30 protein-coding genes are annotated in these 26,001 nt (G+C 44.8%); 20 read left to right on the top strand and 10 right to left on the bottom strand.

Annotation, left to right across the window (positions count from 1 at the left end; genetic code table 11):
- The first annotated feature begins 344 nt into the window (after positions 1 to 344).
- On the top strand, positions 345 to 2,870 hold the full coding sequence (locus HOP38_RS15700; protein ID WP_038231092.1) for a class I adenylate cyclase: 2,526 nt from the start codon (positions 345 to 347) through the stop codon (positions 2,868 to 2,870).
- On the opposite strand, the gene cyaY is transcribed toward HOP38_RS15700, so the two are convergent.
- Positions 2,867 to 3,181: an iron donor protein CyaY gene (gene cyaY, locus HOP38_RS15695; protein WP_006074697.1), complete on the bottom strand. Its 315-nt coding sequence runs from the start codon at positions 3,179 to 3,181 to the stop codon at positions 2,867 to 2,869. The genes HOP38_RS15700 and cyaY overlap by 4 nt on opposite strands.
- Before the next feature lie 74 nt (positions 3,182 to 3,255).
- Between cyaY and lptM the strand changes: the two genes are divergently transcribed.
- The 6 genes from lptM (at position 3,256) to yigB (ending at position 7,956) form a co-directional block, all read left to right on the top strand.
- On the top strand, positions 3,256 to 3,375 hold the full coding sequence (gene lptM / locus HOP38_RS26245) for an LPS translocon maturation chaperone LptM (RefSeq protein ID WP_006074698.1): 120 nt from the start codon (positions 3,256 to 3,258) through the stop codon (positions 3,373 to 3,375).
- Between the two features lie 36 nt (positions 3,376 to 3,411).
- On the top strand, positions 3,412 to 4,665 hold the full coding sequence (lysA, locus tag HOP38_RS15685) for a diaminopimelate decarboxylase (protein WP_006074699.1): 1,254 nt from the start codon (positions 3,412 to 3,414) through the stop codon (positions 4,663 to 4,665).
- 10 nt (positions 4,666 to 4,675) lie between these two features.
- Positions 4,676 to 5,506 (top strand): diaminopimelate epimerase, encoded by an 831-nt coding sequence (gene dapF / locus HOP38_RS15680; protein ID WP_198558451.1) that lies wholly within the window; start codon positions 4,676 to 4,678, stop codon positions 5,504 to 5,506.
- Positions 5,507 to 5,603: 97 nt separating this feature from the next.
- Entirely contained in the window at positions 5,604 to 6,317 is a 714-nt protein-coding gene (locus tag HOP38_RS15675) for a DUF484 family protein (protein WP_006074701.1), read from the top strand.
- Positions 6,295 to 7,236, top strand: a complete 942-nt coding sequence (gene xerC / locus HOP38_RS15670; protein ID WP_006074702.1) for a tyrosine recombinase XerC — start codon at positions 6,295 to 6,297, stop codon at positions 7,234 to 7,236. The genes HOP38_RS15675 and xerC overlap by 23 nt, the downstream gene beginning before the upstream one ends.
- On the top strand, positions 7,237 to 7,956 hold the full coding sequence (gene yigB / locus HOP38_RS15665; protein ID WP_198558450.1) for a 5-amino-6-(5-phospho-D-ribitylamino)uracil phosphatase YigB: 720 nt from the start codon (positions 7,237 to 7,239) through the stop codon (positions 7,954 to 7,956).
- Positions 7,957 to 7,962: 6 nt separating this feature from the next.
- Here yigB and HOP38_RS15660 read toward each other — a convergent pair whose 3' ends face one another.
- Together HOP38_RS15660 and HOP38_RS15655 are read right to left on the bottom strand one after the other, a co-directional pair.
- Positions 7,963 to 8,553 (bottom strand): tRNA-uridine aminocarboxypropyltransferase, encoded by a 591-nt coding sequence (locus HOP38_RS15660; RefSeq protein ID WP_198558449.1) that lies wholly within the window; start codon positions 8,551 to 8,553, stop codon positions 7,963 to 7,965.
- Positions 8,554 to 8,555: 2 nt separating this feature from the next.
- On the bottom strand, positions 8,556 to 9,584 hold the full coding sequence (locus tag HOP38_RS15655; RefSeq protein ID WP_031494387.1) for a COG3650 family protein: 1,029 nt from the start codon (positions 9,582 to 9,584) through the stop codon (positions 8,556 to 8,558).
- Positions 9,585 to 9,638: 54 nt separating this feature from the next.
- Here HOP38_RS15655 and HOP38_RS15650 point away from each other — a divergent pair, with 54 nt between their 5' ends.
- Complete coding sequence (locus HOP38_RS15650; RefSeq protein ID WP_198558448.1) at positions 9,639 to 10,097, top strand: EVE domain-containing protein; 459 nt, start codon at positions 9,639 to 9,641, stop codon at positions 10,095 to 10,097.
- An 80-nt stretch (positions 10,098 to 10,177) separates the two neighbouring features.
- On the opposite strand, the gene HOP38_RS15645 is transcribed toward HOP38_RS15650, so the two are convergent.
- Both HOP38_RS15645 and HOP38_RS15640 read right to left on the bottom strand, forming a co-directional pair.
- The gene (locus tag HOP38_RS15645) at positions 10,178 to 10,999 is read right to left on the bottom strand and encodes a Cof-type HAD-IIB family hydrolase (protein WP_006074707.1); all 822 of its coding nucleotides are present in this window, start codon (positions 10,997 to 10,999) and stop codon (positions 10,178 to 10,180) included.
- Positions 11,000 to 11,140: 141 nt separating this feature from the next.
- Positions 11,141 to 12,133 carry an alpha/beta fold hydrolase gene (locus HOP38_RS15640; RefSeq protein ID WP_062463213.1) on the bottom strand — a complete coding sequence of 331 codons (993 nt, stop codon included), beginning with the start codon at positions 12,131 to 12,133 and terminating at the stop codon, positions 11,141 to 11,143.
- 126 nt (positions 12,134 to 12,259) lie between these two features.
- Here HOP38_RS15640 and rhtB point away from each other — a divergent pair, with 126 nt between their 5' ends.
- A complete protein-coding gene (rhtB, locus tag HOP38_RS15635; RefSeq protein ID WP_063605188.1) occupies positions 12,260 to 12,877 on the top strand; it encodes a homoserine/homoserine lactone efflux protein in 618 nt (205 codons plus the stop codon).
- A gap of 16 nt (positions 12,878 to 12,893) precedes the next feature.
- Positions 12,894 to 14,120, top strand: coding sequence for an EAL and HDOD domain-containing protein (locus HOP38_RS15630; RefSeq protein WP_062463207.1), 1,227 nt, complete (start codon positions 12,894 to 12,896; stop codon positions 14,118 to 14,120).
- On the opposite strand, the gene HOP38_RS15625 is transcribed toward HOP38_RS15630, so the two are convergent.
- Both HOP38_RS15625 and HOP38_RS15620 read right to left on the bottom strand, forming a co-directional pair.
- A complete protein-coding gene (locus tag HOP38_RS15625; protein WP_198558447.1) occupies positions 14,117 to 15,127 on the bottom strand; it encodes an amidohydrolase family protein in 1,011 nt (336 codons plus the stop codon). The two genes, HOP38_RS15630 and HOP38_RS15625, sit on opposite strands and share 4 nt — an antisense overlap.
- A 66-nt stretch (positions 15,128 to 15,193) precedes the next feature.
- Positions 15,194 to 15,514 (bottom strand): DUF2500 domain-containing protein, encoded by a 321-nt coding sequence (locus HOP38_RS15620; RefSeq protein WP_031494782.1) that lies wholly within the window; start codon positions 15,512 to 15,514, stop codon positions 15,194 to 15,196.
- Positions 15,515 to 15,774: 260 nt separating this feature from the next.
- Between HOP38_RS15620 and HOP38_RS15615 the strand changes: the two genes are divergently transcribed.
- The 4 genes from HOP38_RS15615 (at position 15,775) to HOP38_RS15600 (ending at position 18,620) form a co-directional block, all read left to right on the top strand.
- Positions 15,775 to 16,146 (top strand): hypothetical protein, encoded by a 372-nt coding sequence (locus HOP38_RS15615; protein WP_006074713.1) that lies wholly within the window; start codon positions 15,775 to 15,777, stop codon positions 16,144 to 16,146.
- A gap of 861 nt (positions 16,147 to 17,007) precedes the next feature.
- The gene (locus HOP38_RS15610; protein ID WP_198558446.1) at positions 17,008 to 17,628 is read left to right on the top strand and encodes a lysoplasmalogenase; all 621 of its coding nucleotides are present in this window, start codon (positions 17,008 to 17,010) and stop codon (positions 17,626 to 17,628) included.
- 90 nt (positions 17,629 to 17,718) lie between these two features.
- Complete coding sequence (locus HOP38_RS15605) at positions 17,719 to 17,955, top strand: YecH family metal-binding protein (protein WP_038231115.1); 237 nt, start codon at positions 17,719 to 17,721, stop codon at positions 17,953 to 17,955.
- A gap of 77 nt (positions 17,956 to 18,032) precedes the next feature.
- Positions 18,033 to 18,620 (top strand): YhgN family NAAT transporter, encoded by a 588-nt coding sequence (locus HOP38_RS15600; protein ID WP_124940426.1) that lies wholly within the window; start codon positions 18,033 to 18,035, stop codon positions 18,618 to 18,620.
- Between the two features lie 30 nt (positions 18,621 to 18,650).
- Here the strand turns inward: HOP38_RS15600 and HOP38_RS15595 are convergent, their stop codons facing one another.
- Both HOP38_RS15595 and rsmD read right to left on the bottom strand, forming a co-directional pair.
- Positions 18,651 to 18,956, bottom strand: coding sequence for a DUF1145 domain-containing protein (locus tag HOP38_RS15595; protein WP_124940425.1), 306 nt, complete (start codon positions 18,954 to 18,956; stop codon positions 18,651 to 18,653).
- On the bottom strand, positions 18,953 to 19,597 hold the full coding sequence (gene rsmD, locus HOP38_RS15590) for a 16S rRNA (guanine(966)-N(2))-methyltransferase RsmD (RefSeq protein WP_006074719.1): 645 nt from the start codon (positions 19,595 to 19,597) through the stop codon (positions 18,953 to 18,955). The genes HOP38_RS15595 and rsmD overlap by 4 nt, the downstream gene beginning before the upstream one ends.
- Positions 19,598 to 19,803: 206 nt before the next feature.
- Here rsmD and ftsY point away from each other — a divergent pair, with 206 nt between their 5' ends.
- From ftsY to glpG, 6 genes are all read left to right on the top strand, one after another.
- Positions 19,804 to 21,102, top strand: a complete 1,299-nt coding sequence (gene ftsY, locus HOP38_RS15585) for a signal recognition particle-docking protein FtsY (RefSeq protein ID WP_198558445.1) — start codon at positions 19,804 to 19,806, stop codon at positions 21,100 to 21,102.
- 65 nt (positions 21,103 to 21,167) lie between these two features.
- A complete protein-coding gene (gene ftsE / locus HOP38_RS15580) occupies positions 21,168 to 21,839 on the top strand; it encodes a cell division ATP-binding protein FtsE (RefSeq protein ID WP_038231118.1) in 672 nt (223 codons plus the stop codon).
- The gene (gene ftsX, locus HOP38_RS15575; protein WP_006074723.1) at positions 21,829 to 22,785 is read left to right on the top strand and encodes a permease-like cell division protein FtsX; all 957 of its coding nucleotides are present in this window, start codon (positions 21,829 to 21,831) and stop codon (positions 22,783 to 22,785) included. Before ftsE ends, ftsX begins: the two co-directional genes overlap by 11 nt.
- Positions 22,786 to 23,086: 301 nt before the next feature.
- The gene (gene rpoH / locus HOP38_RS15570; protein WP_038231119.1) at positions 23,087 to 23,941 is read left to right on the top strand and encodes an RNA polymerase sigma factor RpoH; all 855 of its coding nucleotides are present in this window, start codon (positions 23,087 to 23,089) and stop codon (positions 23,939 to 23,941) included.
- A gap of 470 nt (positions 23,942 to 24,411) precedes the next feature.
- The gene (gene glpE / locus HOP38_RS15565) at positions 24,412 to 24,732 is read left to right on the top strand and encodes a thiosulfate sulfurtransferase GlpE (protein ID WP_006074964.1); all 321 of its coding nucleotides are present in this window, start codon (positions 24,412 to 24,414) and stop codon (positions 24,730 to 24,732) included.
- A 2-nt stretch (positions 24,733 to 24,734) separates the two neighbouring features.
- Positions 24,735 to 25,568: a rhomboid family intramembrane serine protease GlpG gene (gene glpG / locus HOP38_RS15560; protein ID WP_198558444.1), complete on the top strand. Its 834-nt coding sequence runs from the start codon at positions 24,735 to 24,737 to the stop codon at positions 25,566 to 25,568.
- 10 nt (positions 25,569 to 25,578) lie between these two features.
- Here the strand turns inward: glpG and HOP38_RS15555 are convergent, their stop codons facing one another.
- Positions 25,579 to 25,986, bottom strand: coding sequence for a flagellar basal body-associated protein FliL (locus HOP38_RS15555; RefSeq protein WP_038231123.1), 408 nt, complete (start codon positions 25,984 to 25,986; stop codon positions 25,579 to 25,581).
- Between the last annotated feature and the right edge of the window lie 15 nt (positions 25,987 to 26,001).

The raw sequence follows: 26,001 nt of genomic DNA, 5'->3' as shown, positions 1-26,001 counted from the left end.
CGTTCTCGTAAGCATTTCTTTGTTTTTGGTCGTGCCACAATCCTAACACTGTCTCTATGAAAAGCTTAGTGATTTCCCTAGGGCTCTCCTAAACGACAACTTTGCTTGTCACAAATATTGTTAATAGTGTGAGGTTAATCGCATTTGTTATTGCGACTACTGTTAGAATTGTCCGCTATGATTTGGAAGGCAAAACCAAATCCTCGATGTTGTGCTGTGAGGGGCTGTAGTGCCGAGTATTGCTTTACCGCCTATAATAAAAATGATACATTGATCACGTTTTGAACGCTTGTTTGTTTAAAACCTACGCAATATAGCAGTTAGATTAGACCTAGGAATCACCCTTGCAGGCATACACTCATACCCTTATCCAGAGACTTGATAATCTCAACCAGCAGCGCATTGAACGCGCGCTGGCGCTTATGGATATGCAAGGACAACGTGTTTTCCAACTGATTCCAGCGCTTTTTCACTTCAACCATCCTATTATTCCCGGCTTCTTTGAAACTGACAGCCCAAGTGGTCTTTACGGTTTTGAAGCAAATGACGTTCAACGTCAGTTCCTTGATGATATTGCATTAGCTTTGGGGCAACCGCTGCCAGAGCCGCGTCAACACGATATTCTAGGCCTTTACACCATGGGCAGTACTTCGTCGATCGGCCAAAGTACATCAAGTGATTTGGATATCTGGGTTTGTATCTCTCCAGATATGCCGACCGAAGCTCGTGAAAAGCTGAGCAATAAGTGCTTGTTGATCACCGATTGGGCCAAAGGCTTGGGTGTTGAAGCAAACTTCTTCCTAATGGATGAAGAGCGCTTTCGCAGCAATATTTCCGAAGAAATGACCGGTGATAACTGTGGTTCATCGCAGCACTTATTGTTGCTGGATGAATTCTACCGCTCAGCCGTGCGCTTAGGTGGTCAAAGATTGTTGTGGCAAATCGTGCCACCGGAAATGGAAGAGTGCTACGAAGATTATGTCGAGCAGCTTTGCCAAAATGGATACATCAATTGTGAGGAGTGGATTGATTTCGGTCGACTCAATCGAATTCCTGCAGAAGAGTACTTTGGCTCAAGCTTATGGCAGCTATACAAGAGTATCGATTCGCCTTACAAATCGGTGTTAAAAGCGATTCTGTTGGAAGCGTACTCGTGGGAATATCCACATACTCAGTTACTCAGTATCGATACTAAGCGACGCTTCTTTGCCGATGCGCCCGATCTCTATGGTATGGATGCGTATTACCTGATGCTTGAAAAGGTCACGCGTTATCTAGAACGTATTGGTGATACGACACGTCTAGATTTAGTGCGTCGTTGCTTCTACCTTAAAACTCATGAGAAGCTATCTCGTGAGCCTGGTATAGGCTCTGTGCCATGGCGTCGTGAAGCGTTAAGTGAAATGACTGCTCAATGGCAGTGGTCACAAGAAGTATTGCAGGAGCTAGACAGTCGCCGTAACTGGAAGGTAGAGCAAGTGATGGTGGTGCACAATGCATTGCTAGATGCCTTAATGCTCAGTTACCGTAATTTGATTCAGTTCGCTCGTCGTAACGACATTACCTCTGCCATCAGTCCTCAAGACATCAGTATTCTAGCGCGTAAGCTTTACGCTGCTTTTGAGGTTCTGCCTGGTAAGGTGACACTGCTCAATCCCCAGATTTCTCCTGATTTGCACGAACCAGATTTGACCTTTATCGAGGTTAAAGAGGGCAAGAGCTACAAGTCCGGCTGGTACCTTTATAAGCAGCCACTCATTCCGCATCGAATCTTAGGGCAACCTGCTCTTGAGCATAATGAATACCTGAGTAAGTTGGTGGCGTGGGCGTTTTTCAACGGCTTGATTACCGAATCGACTCACCTCAACTCTGTGGTGCGTGAAGCGCATATCGACATCGATAAGTTCTATCAGATGGTGAGTGATCTGCGTAATACTTTCTCATTACGTAAACGTCGTCCAAGTATGCAAGCGCTTGGTAGTCCTTGTGAAATCAGCCAGTTGGCGATGTTTATCAACTTTGAAAATGACCCAACTTCTGAACTATCCGCCAAAACGTCCAAAGTCGACCTGAAAAACGTTGATATATTGAGTTTTGGACAGGAAGGAAAAAGTCTTATCGGTTCAGTAGATCTGGTTTACCGTAATTCGTGGCATGAAGTTCGTACTCTTCATTTTGAAGGGGAAACGGCGATGCTTGACGCATTAAAAACAGTGTTAGGTAAGATGCACCAAGATGCGTTACCACCTGAGTCTGTGGATGTGTTCTGCTACAGCAAAAACTTGCGTGGTGTCCTACGAAATACCGTCTATCAACTACTTGCAGAGTGTATTGAGCTACGCTTAAAACCTGTTGATCAAGAGAAACGTCGTCGTTTTAAAGCGATTAAAGTGGCGAACCAAATGTATGGCTTGTTCTTTGAGCGTCGCGGCGTGTCAGTACAAAAACTGGAAAACTCAGTAGATTTCTATCGTAGTATCTCGACCAACAAATTGCAGGGCTCACCACTTCTTATGCTGGATCGTGAAGAAGAGTTCCAACTACCCGATGTAGTGGATGGCTTTGCGAGTGAAGGCTTGATTCAGTTCTTCTTTGAAGATACCGATAATGGTTTCAACATCTACGTGCTTGACGAATCTAACCAGGTAGAAGTGTATCATCAGATGCGTGGTAGCAAAGATGAGATGATTGCGAGTGTAAACAGCTTCTACACGTCTAACGTTGATAGTGAAATGTCATCGAAGTTAATTAACTTCAACTTACCGCAGTATTACCAACTGATTCATCCTGAAGAGGGAGAACCTTATATCATTCCTTATCGTAATGATGGCTCTCCTAACTCTAAAACGTCTAAAGCGGTGAACGCTTAAACCCAGTCAATGTCTTCGCCGGCATGTTTCACACACTCGGCTTTGACCATGTCCATAAGTTCAACATTGGTTTTTGAACAGGTCCAAGCGCCATCAATCAGTTTGAAATGAAATCCACCGGATTTAGACGCGAGCCAAATCTCGTGCATCGGCTCTTGGCGGTTAATGATGATCTGGCTACGGTCTTCAAATTCCAAAGTCATGACATTGCCAGACACTTCATAGTCGATATCTGCACCTGAATCATCAATTGCTTCTTCGATGTTTTGCATCTGCTCATCGACTAATTGGTGAAATTCCGTGTCGTTCATTTTGTAATCCTATTGCTTTTCTAATTCGTGGTGCGATTATAGGGGGCATTGATTCAATAATCACGATATGCAAAATGAAAAAGACGATTACCGCATTTTTTATGCTCGTCGTAGTGACATTAGCGGGATGTGGCCAAACGGGACCACTTTACCTTCCTGCTGATGACGCACCAGCAAACGAGCAAGCTCAATAATCACCGCCATCGATACAGTGTAAAGGGATACAGGATTTGGATTATTTCAACTATCAGGACGATGGCCAGCTTTGGGCCGAGGAAACGTCACTTACGCAACTTGCCGAGCAATACGGCACTCCGCTATACGTCTATTCACGAGCGACGCTAGAACGTCACTGGAATGCGTTTGATAAATCGGTGGGCGACCACCCACATCTCGTGTGCTACGCGGTAAAAGCGAACTCCAATATAGGTGTGTTAAATACGCTAGCACGTCTTGGTTCTGGCTTTGATATCGTTTCTGGCGGTGAGCTAGAACGCGTTGTGGCAGCAGGTGGTGAGCCAAGCAAAGTAGTATTCTCTGGTGTGGGCAAAACGGCACAAGAGATGCGCCGTGCTCTAGAGCTAGGCATTAAGTGTTTTAACGTTGAATCTGAACCTGAATTAGAACGACTTAATCAAGTCGCCGGTGAAATGGGTGTAGTTGCGCCGATTTCATTGCGAATTAACCCGGATGTAGATGCTAACACGCACCCTTATATCTCGACGGGTCTGCGTGACAATAAGTTTGGTATCGCATTTGATCGCGCTCCAGCAGTGTACAAGTTTGCTCAAAGCCTGCCAAACCTTGCAGTCCATGGTATCGATTGTCATATCGGTTCACAGCTTACTGATATTGAACCGTTTATTGATGCGACAGATCGTCTGCTTGCTCTTATTGACCAGTTGCGTGCTGATGGTGTCAATATTAAGCACCTTGATGTTGGTGGTGGCCTAGGTGTGGTTTATCGTGATGAATTACCGCCACAGCCTTCAGATTATGCGAAAGCGCTATTAGCTCGATTAGAGAATCACCCAGAGCTTGAGCTTATCTTCGAACCAGGTCGCGCTATAGCGGCGAATGCTGGTGTGCTGTTGACCAAAGTTGAGTTCCTAAAACATACCGAACATAAGAACTTTGCGATTGTTGATGCGGCGATGAATGACTTGATGCGACCTGCATTGTATCAAGCGTGGCAAGACATTATTCCGGTTTCACCACGAGAGGGTGAAGCGATAACGTACGACCTCGTTGGCCCTATTTGCGAAACGGGTGACTTTATCGGTAAAGACCGTTCTTTGGTCTTAGAGCAAAACGACTTACTCGCCGTTCGCTCAGCAGGTGCTTATGGATTCGTTATGTCTTCGAACTACAACACGCGTCCACGTGTTGCAGAAATCATTGTCGATGGAGATAAGGCGCATGTCGTGCGTCAGCGCGAATCTCTGCAAAGTCTTTGGGAATTAGAAAGCATCTTACCGGAGTAATAGAACCACTATGCATTTCCACTTTTCTAAAATGCACGGTTTGGGTAACGACTTTATGGTTGTTGATTGTATTACCCAGAACGTATTTTTCTCACCCGATCTCATTCGTCGCTTGGCGGATAGGCATACTGGTGTGGGTTTCGATCAGCTTTTGATTGTTGAAGCGCCGTATGATCCAGAAACTGACTTCCACTATCGCATTTTTAATGCCGATGGCAGTGAAGTTGAGCAGTGTGGAAATGGTGCGCGTTGCTTTGCGCGTTTCGTGCAGATGAAGGGTTTGACCAATAAGTACAGCGTGAGTGTTAGCACCAAGAAAGGCAAAATGGTCTTGAAGTTGGAAGAGAACGACTTAGTGACTGTGAACATGGGACAACCTGAGTTTGAGCCAAACAAGATTCCTTTCAAAGCGAAGCAAAAAGAGAAAACCTATATCTTACGCGCTGGGGAGCATACGCTGTTCTGTGGTGCGGTGAGTATGGGTAATCCACATGTTGTAACGGTGGTCGATAGCACTGAAGAAGCTGATGTTGATAGACTCGGTCCATTGCTTGAGTCGCATGAACGTTTCCCTGAACGCGTTAACGCAGGCTTCATGCAGATACTGAGCCGCCATGAAGTGAACCTTCGTGTGTACGAGCGTGGATCGGGAGAAACTCAAGCTTGCGGTAGTGGCGCTTGTGGTGCTGTCGCAGTTGGTATTGTCCAAGGGTTACTGGATGAGAATGTTACAGTGCACCTGCCGGGTGGCGACTTAAAGATTAGCTGGAAAGGTGAAGGCCACCCGTTAACTATGACGGGACCTGCAACTCACGTGTTTGATGGGCAGATTTCTTGCTAGTCAATGCACCTTGAGGTCACTTGGGTATATACTAATGGCGGGTCCTAGAAATAGGCCCGCCATTTTTATCTACTGACAGGGAATAAAGGGAAACATTTTGTCTGAGTTTGAAGCGAACCACCTTACAGCAGAAGTGGTAGCACAATATCTTTCTGATCATCCAGATTTTTTTAAGGGTAGAGAGTCGCTAGTTGAATCCCTTTCCCTACCGCACCAACAGCAAGGTGCTGTTTCTCTCGTAGGTATCCAATTACAACGACAGCGCGAACGTATTGAAGCGCTGGAAGAAGAAATTACTGCCTTGATGTCTCTGGCCGCTCGCAATGACAAAACCTTTTATGAGTTTATGTCACTGCAAGAGAATCTACTCAAGTGCCGAGATCTGCAAAGTGTTGTAAATGCGATTAAGCAAACGGCTCAAGGGCTTAACCTTAATGGGTACTTGAAGCTAATTGATGAACAAAGTGCCGACCCGCTTTCTATGGAAAGTTGGCAGCGTTTTACTACCAATCATCTCAATGGAAAAGACGCTTATCTAGGTCGTCTTCGTCAAGCCGATAGAACCATGCTGTTTACTGAGCAGCAGATTGCCAACGGAAAAGTTCCTGAACTCGGTTCGTATGTAGTATTGCCATTAAAGCGTCAATTCGCCCAAGGTTTATTGATTTTTTCTAGTGAGGATGGCGGTCATTTTCAGCCGGAGATGGATACCTTATTTTTAAGACACTTAGCGCTGGTGGTCTCCTATCTTTGTGAAAGTTTAGAGTGGCAGGCGCAAGAGGAAGACGATGTCAGACCAAGTACTGCCTAGCGGGTTGCAAAAGCCGCTAGAGCGTTTCTACGAGTACCTTCGTAGTGAGAAAGGGTTAAGTCTCCACACGCAACGTAACTACCGTCAACAGTTAGAAACCATGGGCATGCACTTGCATGAAATGGGTATTGGTGCGTGGACGCAAGTCGATGCAGGCTGGGTAAGGCAGCTTGCGGGTAAAGGCATGCGTGAGGGCATGAAAGCCAGCAGCATCGCCACGAGGCTTTCATCGCTGCGAAGCTTCTTTGATTTTCTGATTTTACGTGGCGAGCTCACAGCAAACCCAGCGAAGGGTGTAAGTGCACCGCGTAAGCAACGTCCATTGCCGAAAAACCTCGATGTTGATGAAGTGAACCAACTGCTTGAGGTTGATGAAGATGATCCACTGGCGGTACGTGATCGCGCCATGATGGAAATGATGTACGGTGCTGGACTGCGTTTGGCAGAAATGGTCAGTATTGATGTCAAACACCTGAACTTATCCAGCGGCGAGCTTCGCGTTATTGGTAAGGGTAACAAAGAACGCAAGGTGCCATTTTCAGGCTACGCCACTGAGTGGGCGAAGAAATGGCTCAAAGTTCGTGGAGAACTAGCCAAGCCAGGTGAGGTAGCGTTATTTGTGTCTAAGCTTGGTACTAGGATCTCTCATCGCAGTGTGCAAAAGCGTATGGCGGAATGGGGGCAGAAGCAGTCTCTTGCTAGCCATGTTAGTCCACATAAACTGCGTCATTCATTTGCTACGCACATGCTCGAGTCGAGTAATAACCTGAGAGCAGTGCAAGAACTGCTTGGCCACGAAAATATCTCGACCACTCAGATTTATACTCACCTCGACTTTCAACATTTGGCTCAAGCTTATGATCAGGCACACCCTCGTGCCCATAAGAATGGTACGCCCAAAAAGAAAGAGGACGAGTAAATGCGCTTTTATCGTAGCTTTGCCCCTATCGAGGCCATGACATTCGATCTTGATGATACGCTTTACGATAACTTCCCGGTGATAATCCGCGTAGAACAGCAAGCGGCACAATGGTTATATCAACAGCACCCAATTAGTCAGCGTTGGGATAAAAAGCAGTGGCATGAGTTTAAGATGGCATTGGTTAAAGCGGATCCTGCGTTAAAACACGACGTGACCCAATGGCGATATCAGCAGATTAAACAGGGTTTGGAGCATTTGGGTTACGATGATCTAAAAGCAACCAAGGCTGCACAAACGCTGATAGAAAAGGTATTGATTTGGCGTAGCGATTTCGATGTTCCACATGAAACACATGACGTGCTGTCCGCGTTGAGTAAACAGATCCCATTAGTAGCTATCACCAATGGTAATGTAGACGTGGAGAAGATAGGGCTCAGTCAGTATTTCGATCTGATCCTTAAAGCGGGTCCCGATGGACGAGCTAAGCCTTACCCCGATATGTTTGATAAAGCGGCACAACACCTAGCCATGCCACGTCGTCATATCCTGCATGTTGGAGATCATGTGATCACTGATGTTGCTGGAGCGATACGTAATGGCTTCAGTGCTTGCTGGTTTAACGACAAAGCAAAATCGCCAAGGCAGACGGTGCGTCTCAAACAACTGCCAGATATTGAAATTAATCATATCCAACAGTTACTTGAGCTTAAGTTATAACGTGCTTTATTGAGAACAACTAGACAGAGCGTGCCCACTGCGCTCTGCTTGAAACCACTGCAAATACTGTTCAAAGAACGTCAGCATTGCGTTGGCGTCATCACTGCTTTCTAGCTCTCTGACCATTTGTGCACACACTTCAAACGTGCACAGGTTACCCACTTCCTGATTACGTCTTAGTTGATATTGAGAGCTTTGCGTCGCTTCAAGATGAACTTTAGGTAAGTTTTGTAGCCACTGGCTGCGATTCAACATTTTCTTCGCTTCTTGCCACGTTCCGTCCAGTACGATGAAATTACTTGCTGAGGGATGCAGCGTTTGCCACTGTGTCAGTGGCATGCTGTCTTGATCAGGAAACACCAAGACTGGTGTTAATACACTGCTTTCAGGTAGGCAGTATGGGTCAGGCTGCTTACGCTGCCATTCACGGATATTGACCTGTTTGATTACCCGCGCAACAAGCTTGCCAGTATTAGTTTCTCGCTGAAATTCATTAGGATGAGTTAGTAGGGTAAAACAAAGATCTGAAGCGATCGTCGGGATCGCTTCACAGTAGCAATTGTGGATAAAACCACAAGTTGTGCACACTTGCGTCATGGTTAATTACTCTTGAACAACACCAAGCCGCCATTAGCGATCGGATAGAGTACATCACCAACTTTTTCTTGAGTTGCTGTTAACTGGTTATCTGACAGCGTGAAAATTCGCTGTGACACAAGGTACTGCTGTTGGTGGCGAGTCATGATGACTTGAACCTGTTGGTTGTTGAGTTGCTGCCAAAATCCGCGTTCTTCCGTTGCGGGTGAGTTGTCTGGGTATTCATAGCGGGTAATGGCTGTATGATCAGGAAGTAGCGTCATAGAGACTGTAAAACCGGCGGTCTCTGTGGATTGCGCAAGATACTCGCCTGTCCATTTAAGGGTGTTGTCACTATTCGATAAGGTGCCACAGCCTTGTCTTGTCTGTTCACCCATGGTGAGCGCCGCACTCCATCCATAGATGGTGTCACTCATGGTATCGCTGCACGGCTTACTGCTCATTTGCAGATTAGCATTATCAAATTCATAGCGACGTGTGGTTTGAGTAATGGCGGTGTCTTTCAGCTTTAGGGTTTGCTTATCTTCACCTAATAAGGTGAAGCTGGCTTGTTGCGCATTATCAAACTTTAGTGACCAAAATGGTTCGTTCCCTAACACTTGCGTGGAACGAAGTGGCTGCTCGCAGCGTTTTGGGTTTTCTGCAGTGATCATATTGACCTGTTTCACGACAAAACGACCCGTGTAATCAGAATCAAACCCACGATGACTTGGTGGTTCTAAATAACCAATGACTTCAGCATAAACTGGTTGGTAGGGCCTTTGTGTGAGTTTTTCTGCTTGTTCTCGCACTTCTTTCGGTAATTGAAGCCAATATTGATGTTGGCTACCACACGGCTGAATAGTGCGAGTTTCGTGCCCGATAACCGCTTGGCCACGCATCACATAGGTTTGCGGTGTGATAGTTTCTGGGCGAGACAGTTCAGCTTGAGGAACCTGACTGTCCTTGCTTGAATCAGTAGTGTTGAAAGAAGAACACGCTTGAAGCAATATGAGTGGAGCAAATGCGAGCGGTAAACGCGACATTTTCATTAATCTCTTCCTTAGTCAGTCGAAGTTACAAGAAACACAGATACAAGGACCATTATGGCATATTGGTTATTTAAAACAGAGCCGGACGAATTTTCGATTGATACATTACGTGTCAAAGGTACAGCCTGTTGGGAGGGCGTTCGCAACTATCAAGCTCGAAACATGATTCGTGATGAGATGAAGGTGGGTGATTCGGTATTGATCTACCACTCTTCATGTAAGCAAATTGGTATAGCTGGCTTAGCGACGATCACCAAAGAGGCTTATGTCGATCATTTTCAGTTTGATATTGAAAGCGATTATTACGATGCGAAGTCTGATCCCGAAAATCCTCGCTGGCTAATGGTAGACATTGAATTTGGCGAAAAGTTTAAGCGCGTGTTGCCGTTGAGCGTACTGAAAACTATGCCGGAGTTAATGGAGATGCCTTTGGTGAAAAGAGGTAACCGACTTTCTGTGATGCCCGTTACTGAATCTGAATGGCAAGCCATCTTAAGCCGAGTCGCCAGATAACAAAACTCCCATTCTCGATAGCTAGGATATGCGCTACATAGGGATGAGAATGGGAGTATTTGACGGTTGGAATCGTCGCGTTAGATAAGGTTTTGTTTTAAAAACTCAGCGACGGCATCATCGGCATTACTACCAATGACTTCATTGTTAGGTAGAGCACGTTTCACTTTGTCGTGCGCATTTTCCATAATGTAACCATGGCCTGCCATTGTTAGCATTTCCACATCGTTCATCCCATCACCAAAAGCGATGCAGTTTTCTAAGCCAAAGCCAAGTTTTTCTGCCACGGCTTGCAGAGCGTCACCTTTCGACACCTCTTTTGCCATGACTTCTAAACACCAAGGAGTGGAGAAAGCGATGTTTAGGGAATCACCAAACTTGGCGCGTAAAGCATCTTCAAATTCCACTAAATGTTCATGGTCTTGCTTTGGATGAGTAATGAAGATTTTTGCAATACCAGAAGTTGGTGCTTGGGTCGCATCGAACAAGTGGTAAGTAAATCCAGTTTCAGTATGGAATTTACGTAAGTACTCATCTTCTTGATTGAGTAGCCACTTTTCATCCTGATACATATGAACAAATAGTTCGCTGTCTGTGCTTAGCACGTCAACAATCGGTTGTACCAGTTCCTCTGGCACGTTTTGGCTATACAGCAATTGATCATTTTGGTCGTGAACACGCGCACCATTTGATGTGATCATGTAAGCAGGAATACCCACTGATTCACGAATCCCAGCCACGTCCACATGGTGACGACCAGTGGCAAAAATAAACGTATATCCCTTCGCGTGAAGTTCCTTAAGTGTTTGTTTGGAGTTATCACTAAGCTGGTGGTTTGTTGCCAGCAGTGTACCGTCTAAATCAGAAGCAACAATTTTGATGGAATCGCGGTTAAGGGTCATAGTTCTCTCTTTGTCATTGGAGGATAGGGTGAATTCGCAGCATTGTGGAATGGCTCTATTGTAGGGGATATTAAACCAGAAAAAGAGGGTAAATGGGTTACAGAAATATTTCCTCATTTACCCAAACTGTTACCAATTGCGTTATCGCTTCTCGGCGCTAAAGAAATGGCGAATTGCATCCATTGCTTGATTGCGATATTCATCTTTTTCAAATAGTACTTCGTGTTTAGCCCCTTGAACCGTGATCATTTGAGCTTGGTGATTGGTACGTGAAAGCTTATTGATGAACTTACTTTGGTCCTGATTGCTAACAATTTGATCCGCGCCTGCTTGTACGAGGAGAAGCGGTATTTTTACTTGTCGAGTTTGTTGAATGCACTGCTTTGCAGCCATTAAACCCTGCCAAACCCAGCGAGTGCTTGGTCCACCAATCTTCAGTTCTGGCATTTTCTCGTACAGGTCTCGGAACCAGTGATAGCGTACTTCACTTTGTGAAAGAGGGTTGATATCGAAGGGTTTAGCGACATAACCTTGATACCCTGGTGCAAACGTTGGTTTCGGGTATATAGCCGTCATAATCTGCGCGACTATGGTCGCTATGGGCTTGAGGTACCATGGCACACTCACGCCATACATAGGAGCGCTAAGCGCTATTTTATCGAATGAATGATGAGGGCGAGTTTGAATAAAACGTGTGGCGATGTTTCCGCCCATTGAGTGGGCAAGTAGGTGACGTTGCTGATAGCGCTCAAGTTCGAACGTATCCAGTATCATCTGCATATCGTCAAGATAGTCGTCAAACTCATGGACATGGCCCATTTCAGGATTTGGTGCTAGGTGAGTAGAGAGTCCTTGTCCACGATGATCAAAGGAATAGATGTCGTAGCCTTGCTGAAAGAAGTCATAGAACAGCTCCTGGTATTTCCAAGCCGATTCAATGCGGCCATTCACAACAACGAGTGCTTTTTGATGCTCCGGGCGAGTTAGCTTACACCAAAAGAGCTTGGTGCCGTCTTTTGCTTTTAGCGTACCTTCCTGTCGGTTCTCCCATAATTGAGCAATTTGTGAGTTTATAGCTTGCTCAAATTGTGGCTCTTGAGTATAAGTGACATCGGTAGCGTTTAATTTGCTCATAAATTAGCCTATCTGGTGCATTATGTGTAATATGCTGTTTTTTCGATATTTTTGAATCGAATAGAATGCTTTTTGCCCACTATCCTCATTACTAGGATACGAATAAATCAGTGGTAAGGAAATACAATGGATTATCATGTTTGGTTAGCGTACGTCGTAACTGCGATTGTTTTTAGTTTAGCGCCGGGCTCTGGTACGGTGAACTCGATTAGCAATGGTATCAGTTATGGGACGCGTAAGTCGTTAGCCGCGATTGCTGGACTGCAGATAGGCTTGGCGATACATATCGTGCTCGTTGGCGCGGGCATTGGAGCACTAGTGGCTCAATCGGCGATTGCCTTTAGCGTGATTAAATGGATTGGCGTGGTCTACTTGATTTGGTTGGGCATTCAAAAATGGCGTGATACGTCGTCGGTTACCGCAATGGCAGAGCAGGATAATCGCAGTGCATGGAATTTGATGCGCAGTGCGGTTTTTATCAACCTGACTAATCCCAAATCTATTGTGTTTTTGGTGGCGTTATTTCCTCAGTTTATTGATCCGAATGGTGATCAAGTAACACAGCTAGCTATTCTGGGTGTGACCACGGTGGCGATTGATGCAATGGTCATGCTTGGCTATACCTCCCTAGCGTCACAAATGGGGCGTTTTATTCGTTCTGACCGTATCATGGCGAAGATAAACAAGGTGTTTGGTTCGATGTTTGTCGGTTGTGGTGCGCTGCTGGCCGCCGCAAAATCATAGCCTGATTGGCTTAGATATGTACGCTACTTACGTTGCTCGCCAACCCATTTTTAATGCTCGTCGTCATACACTAGGCTACGAGCTTCTTTTTCGAGACGGCGAAAAAAACGCGTTTCCTGCACACGTTGAAGCGAATAGGGCGACCTATCGACTGATAGCAGAGAACTATCTGTCATTAGGGACCAACCCTAGCATCACTGCGTCGCGATGTTTTATTAACTTTCCACACCAGAGCCTTATACGTCGCTTGCCGTTAATTTTGCCCAAGCAGAACGTGGTGATTGAGATCCTAGAGACTTGCCAGCCTAACGACGAGCTCTATCAGGTTGTCAAAGAACTGCATCAACTGGGCTATATGATAGCGCTTGATGATTTTGTCTACAGAGAGGCTTGGGAGCGATTCTTGCCGTTTGTGCAGATTGTAAAGCTAGACATTATGGCGATGGGTGTAGAGAAAGCGTGTGCTTTTGTTATACAACAAAAGGCGAAAGGAAGCCCTCGTCACTACCTTGCTGAACGTGTTGAGACTGAAGAAGAGTTTCTACTGACTAAACAAGCGGGCTTTAAGTTTTTCCAAGGTTTCTTTTTTAGTAAGCCTATTATGGAGAAGCAAGTTTACATCAGCTCTGAGCAGTTGGTGGCCATGGAGCTTTTCCAGCAAGTGTGTGTACCTGAAGTCGACTTTGATAAGGTTGAGCAAATTGTTTCTAAAGACGTGACGCTCTCTTATAAGCTGCTGCAATTTGTGAATACGCTCAGTCCTCGCTTAGATTCTGAAATTTCCTCTTTTCGCCAGGCACTTATTTATCTCGGTCAAGAGAAGCTTAAATTGTTTGTCTCTCTTACGGTTGCATCCTTTATTTCTAGTAATAAGCCGAAGGCACTGTATGAACTTTCATTGCAACGAGCTCAATTTTGCCGTTTGATGACCAAACACCCTCAATTCAAACAGCACCGGGATCAAGCCTTTATGATTGGTTTGTTTTCTATCTTAGATGCTTTGATGGACCTCTCCTTAGATAAGTTGCTGCATCAGCTTCCTCTCTCTAATGAGATTAAAGGCGCACTTTTGGAGCGTGAAGGTCCGTATGGCTGTTTATTGTCTCTAGGAGAGTGCTTTGAAATGGCAGACTGGCAAGGTGTGGAGCGTCATCGAGCGCATTTAGGTTTGTCGCAAAATGAGGTGTTCTCAGCGCTGGCAGATGCGCAGCGCTGGAGTCAAAAAATGCAATCGCTTAGCTAGCGAGTCTTGGGAAGTACGTCCAACATATTTTGGTAGGCCATTTTGTCTGCGATGTTCTTAGGCAGCGCTGACAAAATGGGATGCCAAGTGCTTAGTGCGGTTTGCTGATAACCAAATGCTCCAACTACGTCGCTGCCAACCATAAATCGATCTGGGTAAGCCTCTATCAGTGCTAGCCAGCGTCGATCCAATTTGCCCTCTGGCATCATGACGTCGATCAGAGTCCACGACGCCAAAATATAGAGATTGTCATGCTCGCTGAGTAAATCTGAGACGGTTTCATAGAGAAACTTCATTTTAATAGTGCGAGTTAGAGTGGACGTGGTACCTGCGTGAGCCCATAGAAAGCGGGTGTCTGGATTGGTGCTTAATGCTTGCTCGAGTTCTTGTAAATAAAGTGGATTATCTTCTCTTTGCGACGTGATATTGGTGTGCAACAGCACGGGCAAGTCGTATTGTGCGGCGAGGTGATACACTTTTTGCAACGCAGGGTGATTAGCGCGCGGTTTCTCGTCGGCAGTCAAAGCTGTTAAATGATCATGTCTAGTAATCACTTCGCCAATACCTTGCCAGAAACCAGGTCGATACTTGAGTTCCTTTTCAATAAGCTCTGCGGCATTGAGATCGGTAGTATTAAAGCCGCTCAGGAAAGGATGTAATCTGGCTTGGCTTACCGCGGGTAACGCTTCAACTTCGCGGGCAATCAATTCGTCTGTGTGCGAATAATAGTAGACCGGGGTATCATCGCCATAGACAAAACGCGGTGCTTTAGGAGCAGAGGCATCCCACTTCTTAATAACAGGTAGCCCCATAACATAGGCGTGATCGATATTTAGCTTATCCATGTTATCTATCAGAGCTTGAGCGCCTTCTGAACGCTGAAAGTAGTCGACAAGATGGACTTCAGCGTCGTTGACTCTTCCTTGATAGGCTGCGCTGCAACCAGCCGACAAAATGGTGATAAGCGCAACAGATAAATGCTGACCTAGCTTTACTCGCAGATCCATGAGTCACTTCCATGTTTAGTTAGATAATTAAAGCTAGCATGAGTCTTACTAGCAAAGCTAAATAAATTAGCGAGTTAGTGAGAAGTGTAGGAATTTGTCCCCTTGATAGGTTAACTCTCCTTTATCACCTGGGTTGAGGTGGTGATAGTAATGAACACCAATTTGAAATTCGCGTTTAGGACCAAATGTTCCTTTCTGGATGTAAATCCAATATTCATCTTCTTGGGTAGGATCGTCGGTAACGACGACTTGTTTATCTAAGATAGTGACTGCCGCTTTTCTCTCTGGAGCATTAACACCCACAGTGTGTTTTTTTTGTACATAAACAAAAAGATAGCCAGCAAGGATGATCAAAACGATGAGAATAATAACCAGTGATATAGGCATGTAAACCTCGTATGTCTAAGTGGCCTGGAACTAAGATCGCACATATTCAGAAGAAAATAATCTGCAACTCCCGACCATCGAGTCAATTTTAGGGTCATATCACACAAAAAATCGCATTTTTAGGCTTAAATCTTTACTTGAATTTACCTAACAATTGTCGAATTCTTAATACAGATAGTTAACAATGGAGTGAATGAAATCTTTGGATAGTAGCCAGCGCACCTATTTTCACATTTTTGCTGGTTGTGGGAGGGATGCTTATGTCTGACATTGAAAGTGTAGTGTTGCGAACGAGACGCTTAGAGAAGTTATTGAGGCAGCAATATCGTGCTGATGGAAAAGGTTTGCATCAACTTGTCTCAAGCTGTGAAGAACGGCTGCCGCATGATGTCATTAGCAAACTGAGATATATTGCCACTATCCGCAATAAAATAGTCCATGAAGATGATTATGAGCTAGATGATAAATCTGGTTTCATGAGAGCTTGTGATGAGTGTGAACAGGAGTTAACCCCGAGGAGCAGCCGATTTATTTGGCGCACAGCCATGTGGCTGATGGCACTGATCACATTGCTTGCGATGGGCTTTTACTATGTGCACTGGGAAAAAGTGCTCCATATCTTATCTAAGTAAATAGTTAAAATGAAAAAGGGACGCGAAAGCGTCCCTTTTTTTGTCTTTCTAGCGTTGGCTAGTAAAGAATCGGCAGTGTCATTAATCCAACCACGACGGCTATCATCACTAGACCCTGCTTCTGAGAAGATGAAATCATAACACTGCTCCTTTCTTGAATTCCTATCTTGTTAAACAGAATAGCACTGTTTTTTAATGTTTGGCAAGTTAGAAAGTGAATATCTTCTATTTTTTGCAGTTTTCTTTCCATTAACTAGCGATTAATGGTCAATAAAACAGTGTATTTTCGTAGCTTTAAATCTGTTCAATGTTGTGTTTTTGATGGTTTGTTGTTTTTAACTTAATGATATTAAAGAAAAAATATAGATCACAAAATTGATTATTATTAAAGCTTTGGATTATATTGTCTTCGATCGCTTTGTTTGGTCTAAGTGAGCTTTGTGTTGGTAAGTGGTCAGGATGTTGAAGAAAATCTTGTTCAGTGAGAGTGAGGGGCAAAAAATTCTTAGTATAAGAGAAGAAAAGTTGCAATTTGAACTATAGTCTAAGTGCAGTGGACTCTTGGTTGTAATCTTTTAAGTATTGAAATATAAAGATATTAGTGACTTTTTGTTTCGTAGTTCTCTTCGCTGGTTTTAGTTCATTAGTGGAAACTGACTTCCGATCTCTATGTTAAAGGGAAAACGTTTGCTTTTGTTTTTTAGCTAATGATTAACAAGAGTCAGTTCATTTTCGATGATCTGGCCCACTGTCAACGGCAATCTTATTTAATTTAAAGCAAGTCCAACTTTTCAACCTTACTACTGGACAGCAAAAGTGAGCTCCATACACTGGCGTGGATAACAAGAATTAGGTGTGTGTATGTGGAGTTGGCTGGCGATAGCTTTATCGTGTTTGCTGTTTATTTTTGCTGTAGAAAAAGGCGATAAGTCTCGAAGTGTGCTTTTTAGCGCTTTGACTCATAGTTTACTAATTGTGCTGTTGGCGACCTCAGGTTTAGAAACCAAGTATGAGCTTTTGGTGCTACTGGGGTTAGTTGTCTTCTTATTTAGTGATGCTTCTGGTCAATACACTCGGTTTGCCAAGCTTAGTTTTGTTGGGTATCTAATTGCTCAATCTCTCTATGGCTGGGCGATGTGGGGACAGGTGAATAGCCAATTTGTGCTGTGGTTGCCCGCTTTGATGCTATGTATCGCTATAGTCACCTTTTTTCTACTGTTACCTCGCCTTGACTCATTTCTGGTTCCAGTGACCGTGATGGGCATTTCTTTAGTGCATTTAGTATGTGCAGCAGGTGAAGCCTGGTTAGCACAAAGTGGCATGTCATCTATATTAGGCTTCTTGGGAGCGCTCACCATGGCCCTATCTGCCATGTTATTGGCGTTAGATAAATATCGTTTTCACTCGCGCCGTGCGCGCTATGCCATCTCTGGCAGCTATTATTTAGCTCATGCGTTAATCGTGGCTTCTGCGATTAGCTAGCACAAAAAAAGTGTGCGATTGAGGTAGATCATCACGGAAGGGACCACTTTAACGTTAATATTCAATCGTTGATTTAATGAGGATTACCAAATGACCGCTGCTATCCATGCTCATAAAGTGCTTAATCTGTTACGTGAACAACCAATGACACGCGAACAGTTAGAACAAACCGTTATCGAGCAATTTGGAACTGAAGCTCGTTTCCGCACTTGCAGCCGTGAAGGCTTTGACCTTGATTCGCTGTTGGCCTTTTTTGTTGAAAAGCAGAAAGTGATTGAGAATCAGGGAGTATGGGAGCTAAACATAGAGAGAGTTTGTTCTCATTAGACGAGATTGTTTCGACTAAAAGACGACAACTAAGCCTGCTATACTTCACGAAAATCTATCGTTAGCAGGCTGTATTCATGGATATACTCTCCGCGGCGACCATGTTGTTCCTCATCATGGACCCGCTCGGCAATCTCCCTATTATTCTTTCCATCTTAAAACATCTAGATCCGAAACGAAGGCGGAAAGTTCTAGTACGCGAGTTATGCTTCGCTCTACTCATTCTGATGTTGTTCCTTTTTGCGGGGCAGAGCATACTGACTTTCCTTCATGTTAAACCAGAAACATTGAGTATCTCTGGTGGTATCATTCTATTTATCATTGCGATAAGAATGATCTTCCCACAGACGGGCAGTGTGGCTGGCTTGGCGGCGGGTGACGAACCGTTTATTGTTCCTATGGCTATCCCGATGATTGCTGGGCCTTCAGTGATCGCCTCCATTCTGTTGTTATCAACACAAAACCCCGACAGTCTGACGGACCTGTCGTTTGCAGTTCTCATCGCTTGGGGCGCTACTTTCTTTATTTTGATGTTCTATAGCTTCTTCCATAAGTTGTTAGGAGAAAGAGGTCTGAAAGCGGTCGAGCGATTGATGGGCTTACTGCTCGTTATGATTTCGACACAGATGTTCTTAGATGGGATAAAGAGCTACTTGGGAAGTTAAAAAAGAAAAGCCGCATTCGCGGCTTTTCTTTTATTTGTTTTCAGTATCTTCTGCTTTATCGGGAGTAGGTCCCATCATGTGTTTTTGTCTAATATCGAGCAGAGCGAAAATACCGAACGCTAGAATAGAGTATTTTTCCCATGTGCCTAGCTTGAGCTTGTCACCAAAGGCGCCAAGGAAAATGGCCATCTGCACACCATGCATTAAGAACAGAAAGGCTGTCATGATATACAGCGCTATCGCACCTTTTCCTGGGAATGGATGGAAAATATTTAGTATCAATACAAACCAAACAAATCCAAAGGCGATCTTCGCCAGCATTAACAGTGCTTTCATTTTGTTTCCCTCTCAAATAATCGATAACAAACCTGACCCGCCGTTTTTTCTTTTAATGGATCCCAGTGCTCTGGGATGACGTCGATTTGTAATTCTTTTTCCGTTTCAATATAGATTAACGCATTGTCGGCAAGCCAACCATTATCTTCAAGTTTTTGAATCACTTCTGGTAGCAAGCCTTGACGAAATGGAGGATCAATAAACACCACATCGTGTGGTTGTCCTGGTTGGTCTAAAAAGCTAAGTGCATTGCCGTGATGGGTGACGATATTGTCTGCCTTAACAAGCGCTACATTGCTGATAATTTGTTGGTAAGCTTTGTCGTTGAGCTCAATCATAGTAACTTGCGCGGCTTGCCGAGAAGCCGCTTCAAATCCTAAACTGCCTGAGCCAGCAAAAAGATCTAATACCTTAGCGTGTGGAATATCTTGCGCTAACCAGTTAAACACCGTTTCTTTGACTCGATCGGTGGTTGGACGGAGTCCTTCTGCATCGTGAACCGGCAGTTTTCGTCCGCGCCACAGTCCGCTAATAATGCGCACACTCCCCATTGGTGCCTTACCCCCGCGAGTGGCGCCTGAACGAGATGTCGTCTTCTGGGACGGTTTTTGTGATGGAGTTTGCTTGCGACGTCTAACCATAGATTTTTTGACCGACAATTAAGTGTTACTATAACGGGCTCATTAAAGAGCTTAATTGGATAAGTGACGAAGTGTACCAATCTCTGACAAAAGTTTTCACTGCTTTGTCGCAATTATTTTTTGCATCGCTTGTCGTAAATAGATAGCGTTTTAAGCAAATCCGAATTTAAGACCATTTGAAAAGACAGTATTCAGGATAGTTTCAGATGACAGAAAAGAAAAAACGCGGGTTACTCTCGTGGCTTGGCTTTGGTGATGAAGAGCAAGCACCGCAAAAACAACAAGAGACATCTGCTGACGTTGAAACCGAACAACCGCAGCAAGAAAGTAGTGATGTTGAGGTCACCGCAGAAGCAGCCCCTGAAACGGTAGAGCAGGAACCAACAACTGCGGAAGAGGTTGCAATACCTGAAGCGGAAATCAACACTGAAAAAGCAGAAGCAGAAGCAGAAGCAGAAGCAGAAGCAGAAGCAGAAGCAGAAGCAGAAGCAGAAGCAGAAGCAGAAGCAGAAGCAGAAGCAGAAGCAGAAGCAGAAGCAGAAGCAGAAGTGATTGCTCGAGTTCAAGAGCAAGAGAAGCCAACTGAGAGTTTCTTTGCGCGCCTAAAGCGTAGCCTAAGTCGTACAAAAGCCAATATTGGTGCAGGTTTCTTTGGCTTATTCAAAGGCAAAGAGATCGACGATGAGCTGTTTGAAGAGCTTGAAGAGCAGCTGTTAATTGCTGACGTTGGTATGAACACCACGGTTAAGATTATTGATAGCTTAACTGAAAAAGCCTCTCGCGCTGATCTTAAAGACGGTGAAGCTCTGTATGGTCTGCTTAAAGAGGAAATGGCAGAGATTCTAAGCCATGTAGAGAAGCCTCTTGAAGTTGATAGTACTAAGATGCCTTTCGTTATACTGATGGTAGGGGTTAATGGTGTTGGCAAAACAACCACCATTGGTAAGCTTGCTAAGCAGTATCAAGCCCAAGGTAAGAAAGTCATGCTGGCTGCGGGTGATACCTTCCGTGCTGCAGCTGTTGAGCAGCTTCAAGTATGGGGTGAGCGCAATGACGTACCGGTTATTGCTCAGCATACTGGCGCGGATAGTGCGTCAGTAATTTATGATGCTATTGAAGCCGCAAAAGCGCGCGGCGTTGACGTTGTGATTGCTGACACCGCAGGTCGCTTACAAAACAAAGCCAACCTAATGGAAGAATTGCGCAAGATCGTCCGTGTTATGAAGAAGATTGACGAGTCGGCACCGCATGAAATCATGCTAACGCTAGATGCTGGCACCGGTCAAAATGCGATTAGCCAGGCGAAACTGTTTAGCGACGTAGCACCGCTGACGGGCATTACGCTGACGAAGCTAGACGGAACCGCGAAAGGTGGGGTTATCTTTGCCTTAGCTGACCAGTTCCAAATCCCAATCCGCTATATTGGTGTGGGCGAAGGTATTGACGATTTGAGACCATTTGAAACACAAGACTTTATCGACGCACTGTTTAGCCGAGAAGACTAAGTAAAACTCAAGGGATGCGCAGCATCCCTTGTCAAAAATAGGCATCCAATCAGGGGAATGATTCGGTGATCAAATTTGAGCAAGTGAGCAAGGCTTACCGCGGTGGTAGACAAGCGTTGCAAAAAGTGGATTTTCACCTTCGACGCGGCGAAATGGCGTTTTTAGGCGGCCACTCTGGCGCAGGTAAAAGTACGCTACTAAAACTGATCTGTGCGATTGAACGACCAACCGATGGTCGTATCCTATTTAACGATCACGACATCAGCCGTTTGCCATCAAAGGATATCCCTTTCCTTCGTCGTAACATTGGTATCGTATTTCAAGATCATCGATTACTAATGGATCGCAGTGTATTTGATAACGTGGCGTTGCCAATGCGTATCGAGTCTATCTCTGAAAATGAAATCAAGCGTCGAGTTTCCGCAGCACTAGATAAAACGGGTTTATTGGATAAGGCCAAATGTCTGCCGAGTCAGTTGTCCGGTGGTGAGCAGCAGCGTGTGGGTATCGCGCGAGCGGTTGTGAACCGACCCACTATGCTATTAGCAGATGAGCCTACTGGTAACTTAGACCCTGAATTGTCCAACAAAGTGTTAAAGCTATTTGAAGAGTTTAACCGCGCAGGCGTGTCCATTTTGTTGGCGACGCACGATATCCATTTGGTTCGCTCCAGACCTCAATATCGTTACCTTGAACTGAACCAAGGATTCTTAAGTGAGGTCAGTGATGGTGTTTAAGCGTAAAAATAGCAAGCCAAAGAAGCACCGTTTAAAGTCGGATAATTTCTTTACTGTGCATTGGAAGCAGGCAAAAGCGTCTTTAGTAGAGATGTGGCAGCGTCCATTGGGTAACATTCTAACTCTGGCGGTTATTTCTATGGCGCTAACCATGCCAGCTTGTCTTTACCTGCTAGGTAAGAACGTCGTGGCAGTGACCTCTAACGTGGCGAGCCAATCGCAAGTCACCGCGTTTATTTCCGTCGGTGTGCCAGATGCAAGAGTGTTGGTACTTAAAGACGCAATTGAAGGTTGGGAAGAGGTCAGTTCGGTTAAGTACATTACGCCGCAAGAGGGTTTAGCTGATCTCAGTGAGCACTCTGGTCTGGATCAGGCTCTGAGTTTGCTTGACGGTTATGCGCTTCCTGGGGTGCTTACCATTATTCCAGTGAATGCCGACGTACAGACTGACCGAGACTTAGTAGCTAAACTGCGTACTCAAGAAGAGATTACCGATATTCGCCGCGATGAAGATTGGTTGAGTCGATTTGATGCAATCAAAACCTTAGCCTCAACATTAGTCGTGACGTTATCGGTGCTGATGTTGGTTTCTGTATTTTTGATTGTGGGCAATACATTGCGCTTTAACGTATTAGCCAATAAAGAAGCCATTCAAACCATGAAATTGATTGGTGCGACCGATGCTTATATTTTGAGGCCGTATCTCTATTCAGGTATGTGGTTTGGGTTGTTAGGTGCGGTTGTTGCTTGGTTGTTGACGGCGTTGATTACAGTCCTACTCAATAGCGCTGTGACCGACCTTGCTACTCTGTATGATAGTGATTTCCGACTCCTTGGCCTCGGCTGGGACGAGACCTTGCTAATCCTGATGCTCGGACTATTCTTGGGGACAGGCGCAGCAAGAATTTCAGCTAAGCGTCACTTAAAAGAAATTGAACCGGTCTAGAAAACTCAGGTCAGAATATTGATTGAGCGGCAAAGCTGCTCAATCCTGACGCAGAGTGTAACAATTGTTCGCTTGTACGTTACTATTAATAATTATGTAGTTATTCAGTGAGATATTGGGAGCTCAGTCCCATCTGGGCAGAAAATACCTATTAATGAATGAAATTTAATCGGCATTTACCCTTGTTTAGACCAATTGATTATGCATAATTACAAACCCCTTCTTGAATCTCAGCCTATTAAGGTTCAGTATTGATGGATTGAGAAGGCGTTAATCCCACTCGACACGAATGAGGAAGTGAATGGCAAACCAAGCGTATCCAATGGCATTAGTGACACAAGATAGCCTCGATGGCTACATCCGCTCAGTCAACAGCTACCCAATGCTGACGGCTGATGAGGAGCGTGAACTAGCAGAGCGATTACACTATGATGGTGAAATAGAGGCAGCGAAAGGGCTGATTTTGTCTCATCTACGATTTGTTGTTCATGTTGCTCGTGGCTATTCTGGCTATGGGCTTCCTATGGCTGACTTAGTTCAAGAAGGCAATATTGGTCTGATGAAAGCTGTGAAGCGCTTCAACCCTGAAGTAGGGGTAAGACTGGTATCTTTCGCGGTGCATTGGATTAAAGCGGAAATCCATGAATACGTATTACGTAACTGGCGTATCGTGAAGATTGCGACGACTAAAGCTCAGCGCAAACTGTTTTTTAACCTACGTAAGTCGAAAAAACGCTTAGGTTGGTTCAACAATGGTGAAGTAGAAACGGTAGCAAAAGAGCTGGGAGTCGAGCCATCAGAAGTCAGAGAGATGGAATCACGTCTCGCGGCTCAAGATTCAACGTTTGAAATGCAAAACGATGATGACGATACCGGTTCATACACTGCACCTGCGCTTTATCTTGAAGATAAGAGCTCAGATCTCGCAGAAGACTTTGAAGCTCAGAACTGGGAAACTCACACCAATAACCGTTTAGGCCACGCGCTTGCGACGCTTGATGAGCGTAGCCAACATATCGTGCGTTCTCGTTGGTTGGATGACAACAAATCTACGTTGCAAGATTTAGCCGATACCTACGGTGTGTCTGCGGAGCGTATTCGCCAGTTAGAAAAGAACGCAATGAAGAAACTTAAGGCAGCCGTCGGCGAGTTTTAAGCTTAATTTAAAGCAGAATAAATGATTAAGGCCGAGATCGAGAGATCTCGGCCTTTTTACTTTTGATCTGAGAATCAAAACGATCGAATTATGTGATCACATTTTTCACTTGTGGTCTGTGGATAAGTCTGTGACAAAATTATTTACCAACTGTCAGAAAGCAGCGATAAACGGTCGATTGAAGCGCTTTTGGTACTGGGGATACCTTTTGCTTTACACACAGATAGATCAAGATCATACCTAGATGTTGTGGATCGTTGGATCTAAAAGCACCTTATCAACGCAATCCACAGAGTTACACACAGATGGTGGTTTTTTAAGCTTAAGTGGATAACCTTATTGATTATCGGTACTTTGACAACACTGAATAGTGATACTATCAGACGTGAAATAACAACGTATAAAAAGCATCGAATCCAAACTAAATTTGATATTGATTGGTGCACAAAGAAAGTGAAGGTTTAGACTCTATGGAGCAGTTTCAACACATCGATGTGGTCAACGCACATCAACTACTGAGCAGTGACTCAGAAGCACGATTGGTGGACATTCGTGATATTCAGGCATTTACCGTGGCACATGCCTCGGGTGCATTTCATCTTACCAACGACAGCATTGTTGATTTCATGCAGCAAGTGGAGTTTGAGTCGCCAGTGTTGGTTATGTGCTATCACGGCATCAGTAGCCAAGGTGCGGCGCAATATTTGCTAAACCAAGGTTTTGAGCAGGTATATAGTGTTGATGGTGGCTTTGAGGCTTGGCAGCGCGCCGAATTACCAATAGAGAAATAACTATGATTAGATTGATCACGATTCAAAACCCGAGAATGGGTCAGGCATTTATCGATTATATGGCATCGAGAAAGATTGATGTACAAATGATGCCTGAAGGAAGTGGTCAATTTGCCTTGTGGCTGATACATAGTGAAGACCAAGTCGAGGCGGAGGCCGAACTCAAGCAATTCCTGACCGAACCTAATCATCCGAAGTACCAAGCCTCTTCTTGGGACATGGCAGAGACGCGTCAGAATAAATTCCATTATCAGACACCCAGCTTTATGTCGCTGCTTAAGGCAAAAGCCGGCGTGGTGACTTTGAGTATCATGCTCATCTGTTCAGTGATTTTTATCTTGCAGCAGCTTGGTTGGGGGGAAGCGATCTTTGCATCTTTGCATTTCCCTGCTCTCGACGGACAGCAATGGCAAATCTGGCGTTGGTTTACTCACGCACTGCTGCATTTCTCGGCATTACATATCATCTTTAACTTATTGTGGTGGTGGCAGCTCGGAGGCGATATTGAGAAACGTCTTGGCTCTGTGAAGCTTATTGAGATATTTTTGATATCGGCTGCGGTGTCTGGAACCGGACAATACTGGGTTGAGGGAGCAAACTTTGGCGGTCTGTCAGGCGTAGTTTATGCGTTGGTGGGATATCTTTGGATGCTCACTTGGAAACGACCTGAGCTTGGTCTCATCATTCAAAAGCCGATCGTAGGCTTTATGTTAGTTTGGCTTATTCTCGGTTTCTTTCAACCTTTCTTGGCGATTGCCAATATGGCGCACTTAACTGGTCTAGTAAGCGGTATCGTATTAGGATTGGTGGACAGCCAGCGTTTGAAAGCGCGTTAGGTTGCGCTTCCTATTGGTATAAGTATTTGGTAAATAAAAGGTCGGCGATGACGGCCTTACCGGTTTCTGCTAACAGTAGGTTATTGAGATTCTCAACTAAGGCGTGACGAATTTCTTCTCGACCAGCCAGAGATTTGATGACATCTGCATTTTGACGACCGAGTAGCTCTACAACCGCATCACGAATAAGTGGTTGATGGTGTTCAATAATAACAAGGTCGCTGGCATCTGCGACCATAACGTCGATTCGTACTTGAACATAACCGAGTCGCTTGCCTTCAGTATAAAAGTTCGTCGTCAACTCTGGTTCTAAAGTGAAATAAGCGAGGCTAGGAGCAGTAGGATCTGCCGAAAGAGCAGGGAATGTGACAGTCAAGCCCATGATAAGGAAAAACTGGCTTAGGTAACGTTTACGCATATTTCTCTCTTTCTA

This window comes from Vibrio mediterranei (genome assembly GCF_013364395.1).
Lineage (GTDB): Bacteria > Pseudomonadota > Gammaproteobacteria > Enterobacterales > Vibrionaceae > Vibrio > Vibrio mediterranei.
This window is presented reverse-complemented; position numbering and strand designations above follow the sequence as displayed.

Bases quoted from the DNA above. Each gene is read 5' to 3' on its own strand.
- HOP38_RS15625 (WP_198558447.1), bottom strand. From the start codon at position 15,127: ATGGATCTGCGAGTAAAGCTAGGTCAGCATTTATCTGTTGCGCTTATC.
- ftsX (WP_006074723.1), top strand. From the start codon at position 21,829: ATGGTGTTTAAGCGTAAAAATAGCAAGCCAAAGAAGCACCGTTTAAAG.
- HOP38_RS15620 (WP_031494782.1), bottom strand. From the start codon at position 15,514: ATGCCTATATCACTGGTTATTATTCTCATCGTTTTGATCATCCTTGCT.
- HOP38_RS15595 (WP_124940425.1), bottom strand. From the start codon at position 18,956: ATGAAAGCACTGTTAATGCTGGCGAAGATCGCCTTTGGATTTGTTTGG.
- HOP38_RS15630 (WP_062463207.1), top strand. From the start codon at position 12,894: ATGTACGCTACTTACGTTGCTCGCCAACCCATTTTTAATGCTCGTCGT.
- HOP38_RS15655 (WP_031494387.1), bottom strand. From the start codon at position 9,584: ATGAAAATGTCGCGTTTACCGCTCGCATTTGCTCCACTCATATTGCTT.
- HOP38_RS15600 (WP_124940426.1), top strand. From the start codon at position 18,033: ATGGATATACTCTCCGCGGCGACCATGTTGTTCCTCATCATGGACCCG.
- HOP38_RS15605 (WP_038231115.1), top strand. From the start codon at position 17,719: ATGACCGCTGCTATCCATGCTCATAAAGTGCTTAATCTGTTACGTGAA.
- HOP38_RS15640 (WP_062463213.1), bottom strand. From the start codon at position 12,133: ATGAGCAAATTAAACGCTACCGATGTCACTTATACTCAAGAGCCACAA.
- rsmD (WP_006074719.1), bottom strand. From the start codon at position 19,597: ATGGTTAGACGTCGCAAGCAAACTCCATCACAAAAACCGTCCCAGAAG.
- HOP38_RS15645 (WP_006074707.1), bottom strand. From the start codon at position 10,999: ATGACCCTTAACCGCGATTCCATCAAAATTGTTGCTTCTGATTTAGAC.
- dapF (WP_198558451.1), top strand. From the start codon at position 4,676: ATGCATTTCCACTTTTCTAAAATGCACGGTTTGGGTAACGACTTTATG.
- yigB (WP_198558450.1), top strand. From the start codon at position 7,237: ATGCGCTTTTATCGTAGCTTTGCCCCTATCGAGGCCATGACATTCGAT.
- HOP38_RS15615 (WP_006074713.1), top strand. From the start codon at position 15,775: ATGTCTGACATTGAAAGTGTAGTGTTGCGAACGAGACGCTTAGAGAAG.
- glpG (WP_198558444.1), top strand. From the start codon at position 24,735: ATGATTAGATTGATCACGATTCAAAACCCGAGAATGGGTCAGGCATTT.
- HOP38_RS15610 (WP_198558446.1), top strand. From the start codon at position 17,008: ATGTGGAGTTGGCTGGCGATAGCTTTATCGTGTTTGCTGTTTATTTTT.
- xerC (WP_006074702.1), top strand. From the start codon at position 6,295: ATGTCAGACCAAGTACTGCCTAGCGGGTTGCAAAAGCCGCTAGAGCGT.
- cyaY (WP_006074697.1), bottom strand. From the start codon at position 3,181: ATGAACGACACGGAATTTCACCAATTAGTCGATGAGCAGATGCAAAAC.
- ftsY (WP_198558445.1), top strand. From the start codon at position 19,804: ATGACAGAAAAGAAAAAACGCGGGTTACTCTCGTGGCTTGGCTTTGGT.
- rhtB (WP_063605188.1), top strand. From the start codon at position 12,260: ATGGATTATCATGTTTGGTTAGCGTACGTCGTAACTGCGATTGTTTTT.
- HOP38_RS15555 (WP_038231123.1), bottom strand. From the start codon at position 25,986: ATGCGTAAACGTTACCTAAGCCAGTTTTTCCTTATCATGGGCTTGACT.
- lptM (WP_006074698.1), top strand. From the start codon at position 3,256: ATGAAAAAGACGATTACCGCATTTTTTATGCTCGTCGTAGTGACATTA.
- glpE (WP_006074964.1), top strand. From the start codon at position 24,412: ATGGAGCAGTTTCAACACATCGATGTGGTCAACGCACATCAACTACTG.
- HOP38_RS15660 (WP_198558449.1), bottom strand. From the start codon at position 8,553: ATGACGCAAGTGTGCACAACTTGTGGTTTTATCCACAATTGCTACTGT.
- HOP38_RS15650 (WP_198558448.1), top strand. From the start codon at position 9,639: ATGGCATATTGGTTATTTAAAACAGAGCCGGACGAATTTTCGATTGAT.
- rpoH (WP_038231119.1), top strand. From the start codon at position 23,087: ATGGCAAACCAAGCGTATCCAATGGCATTAGTGACACAAGATAGCCTC.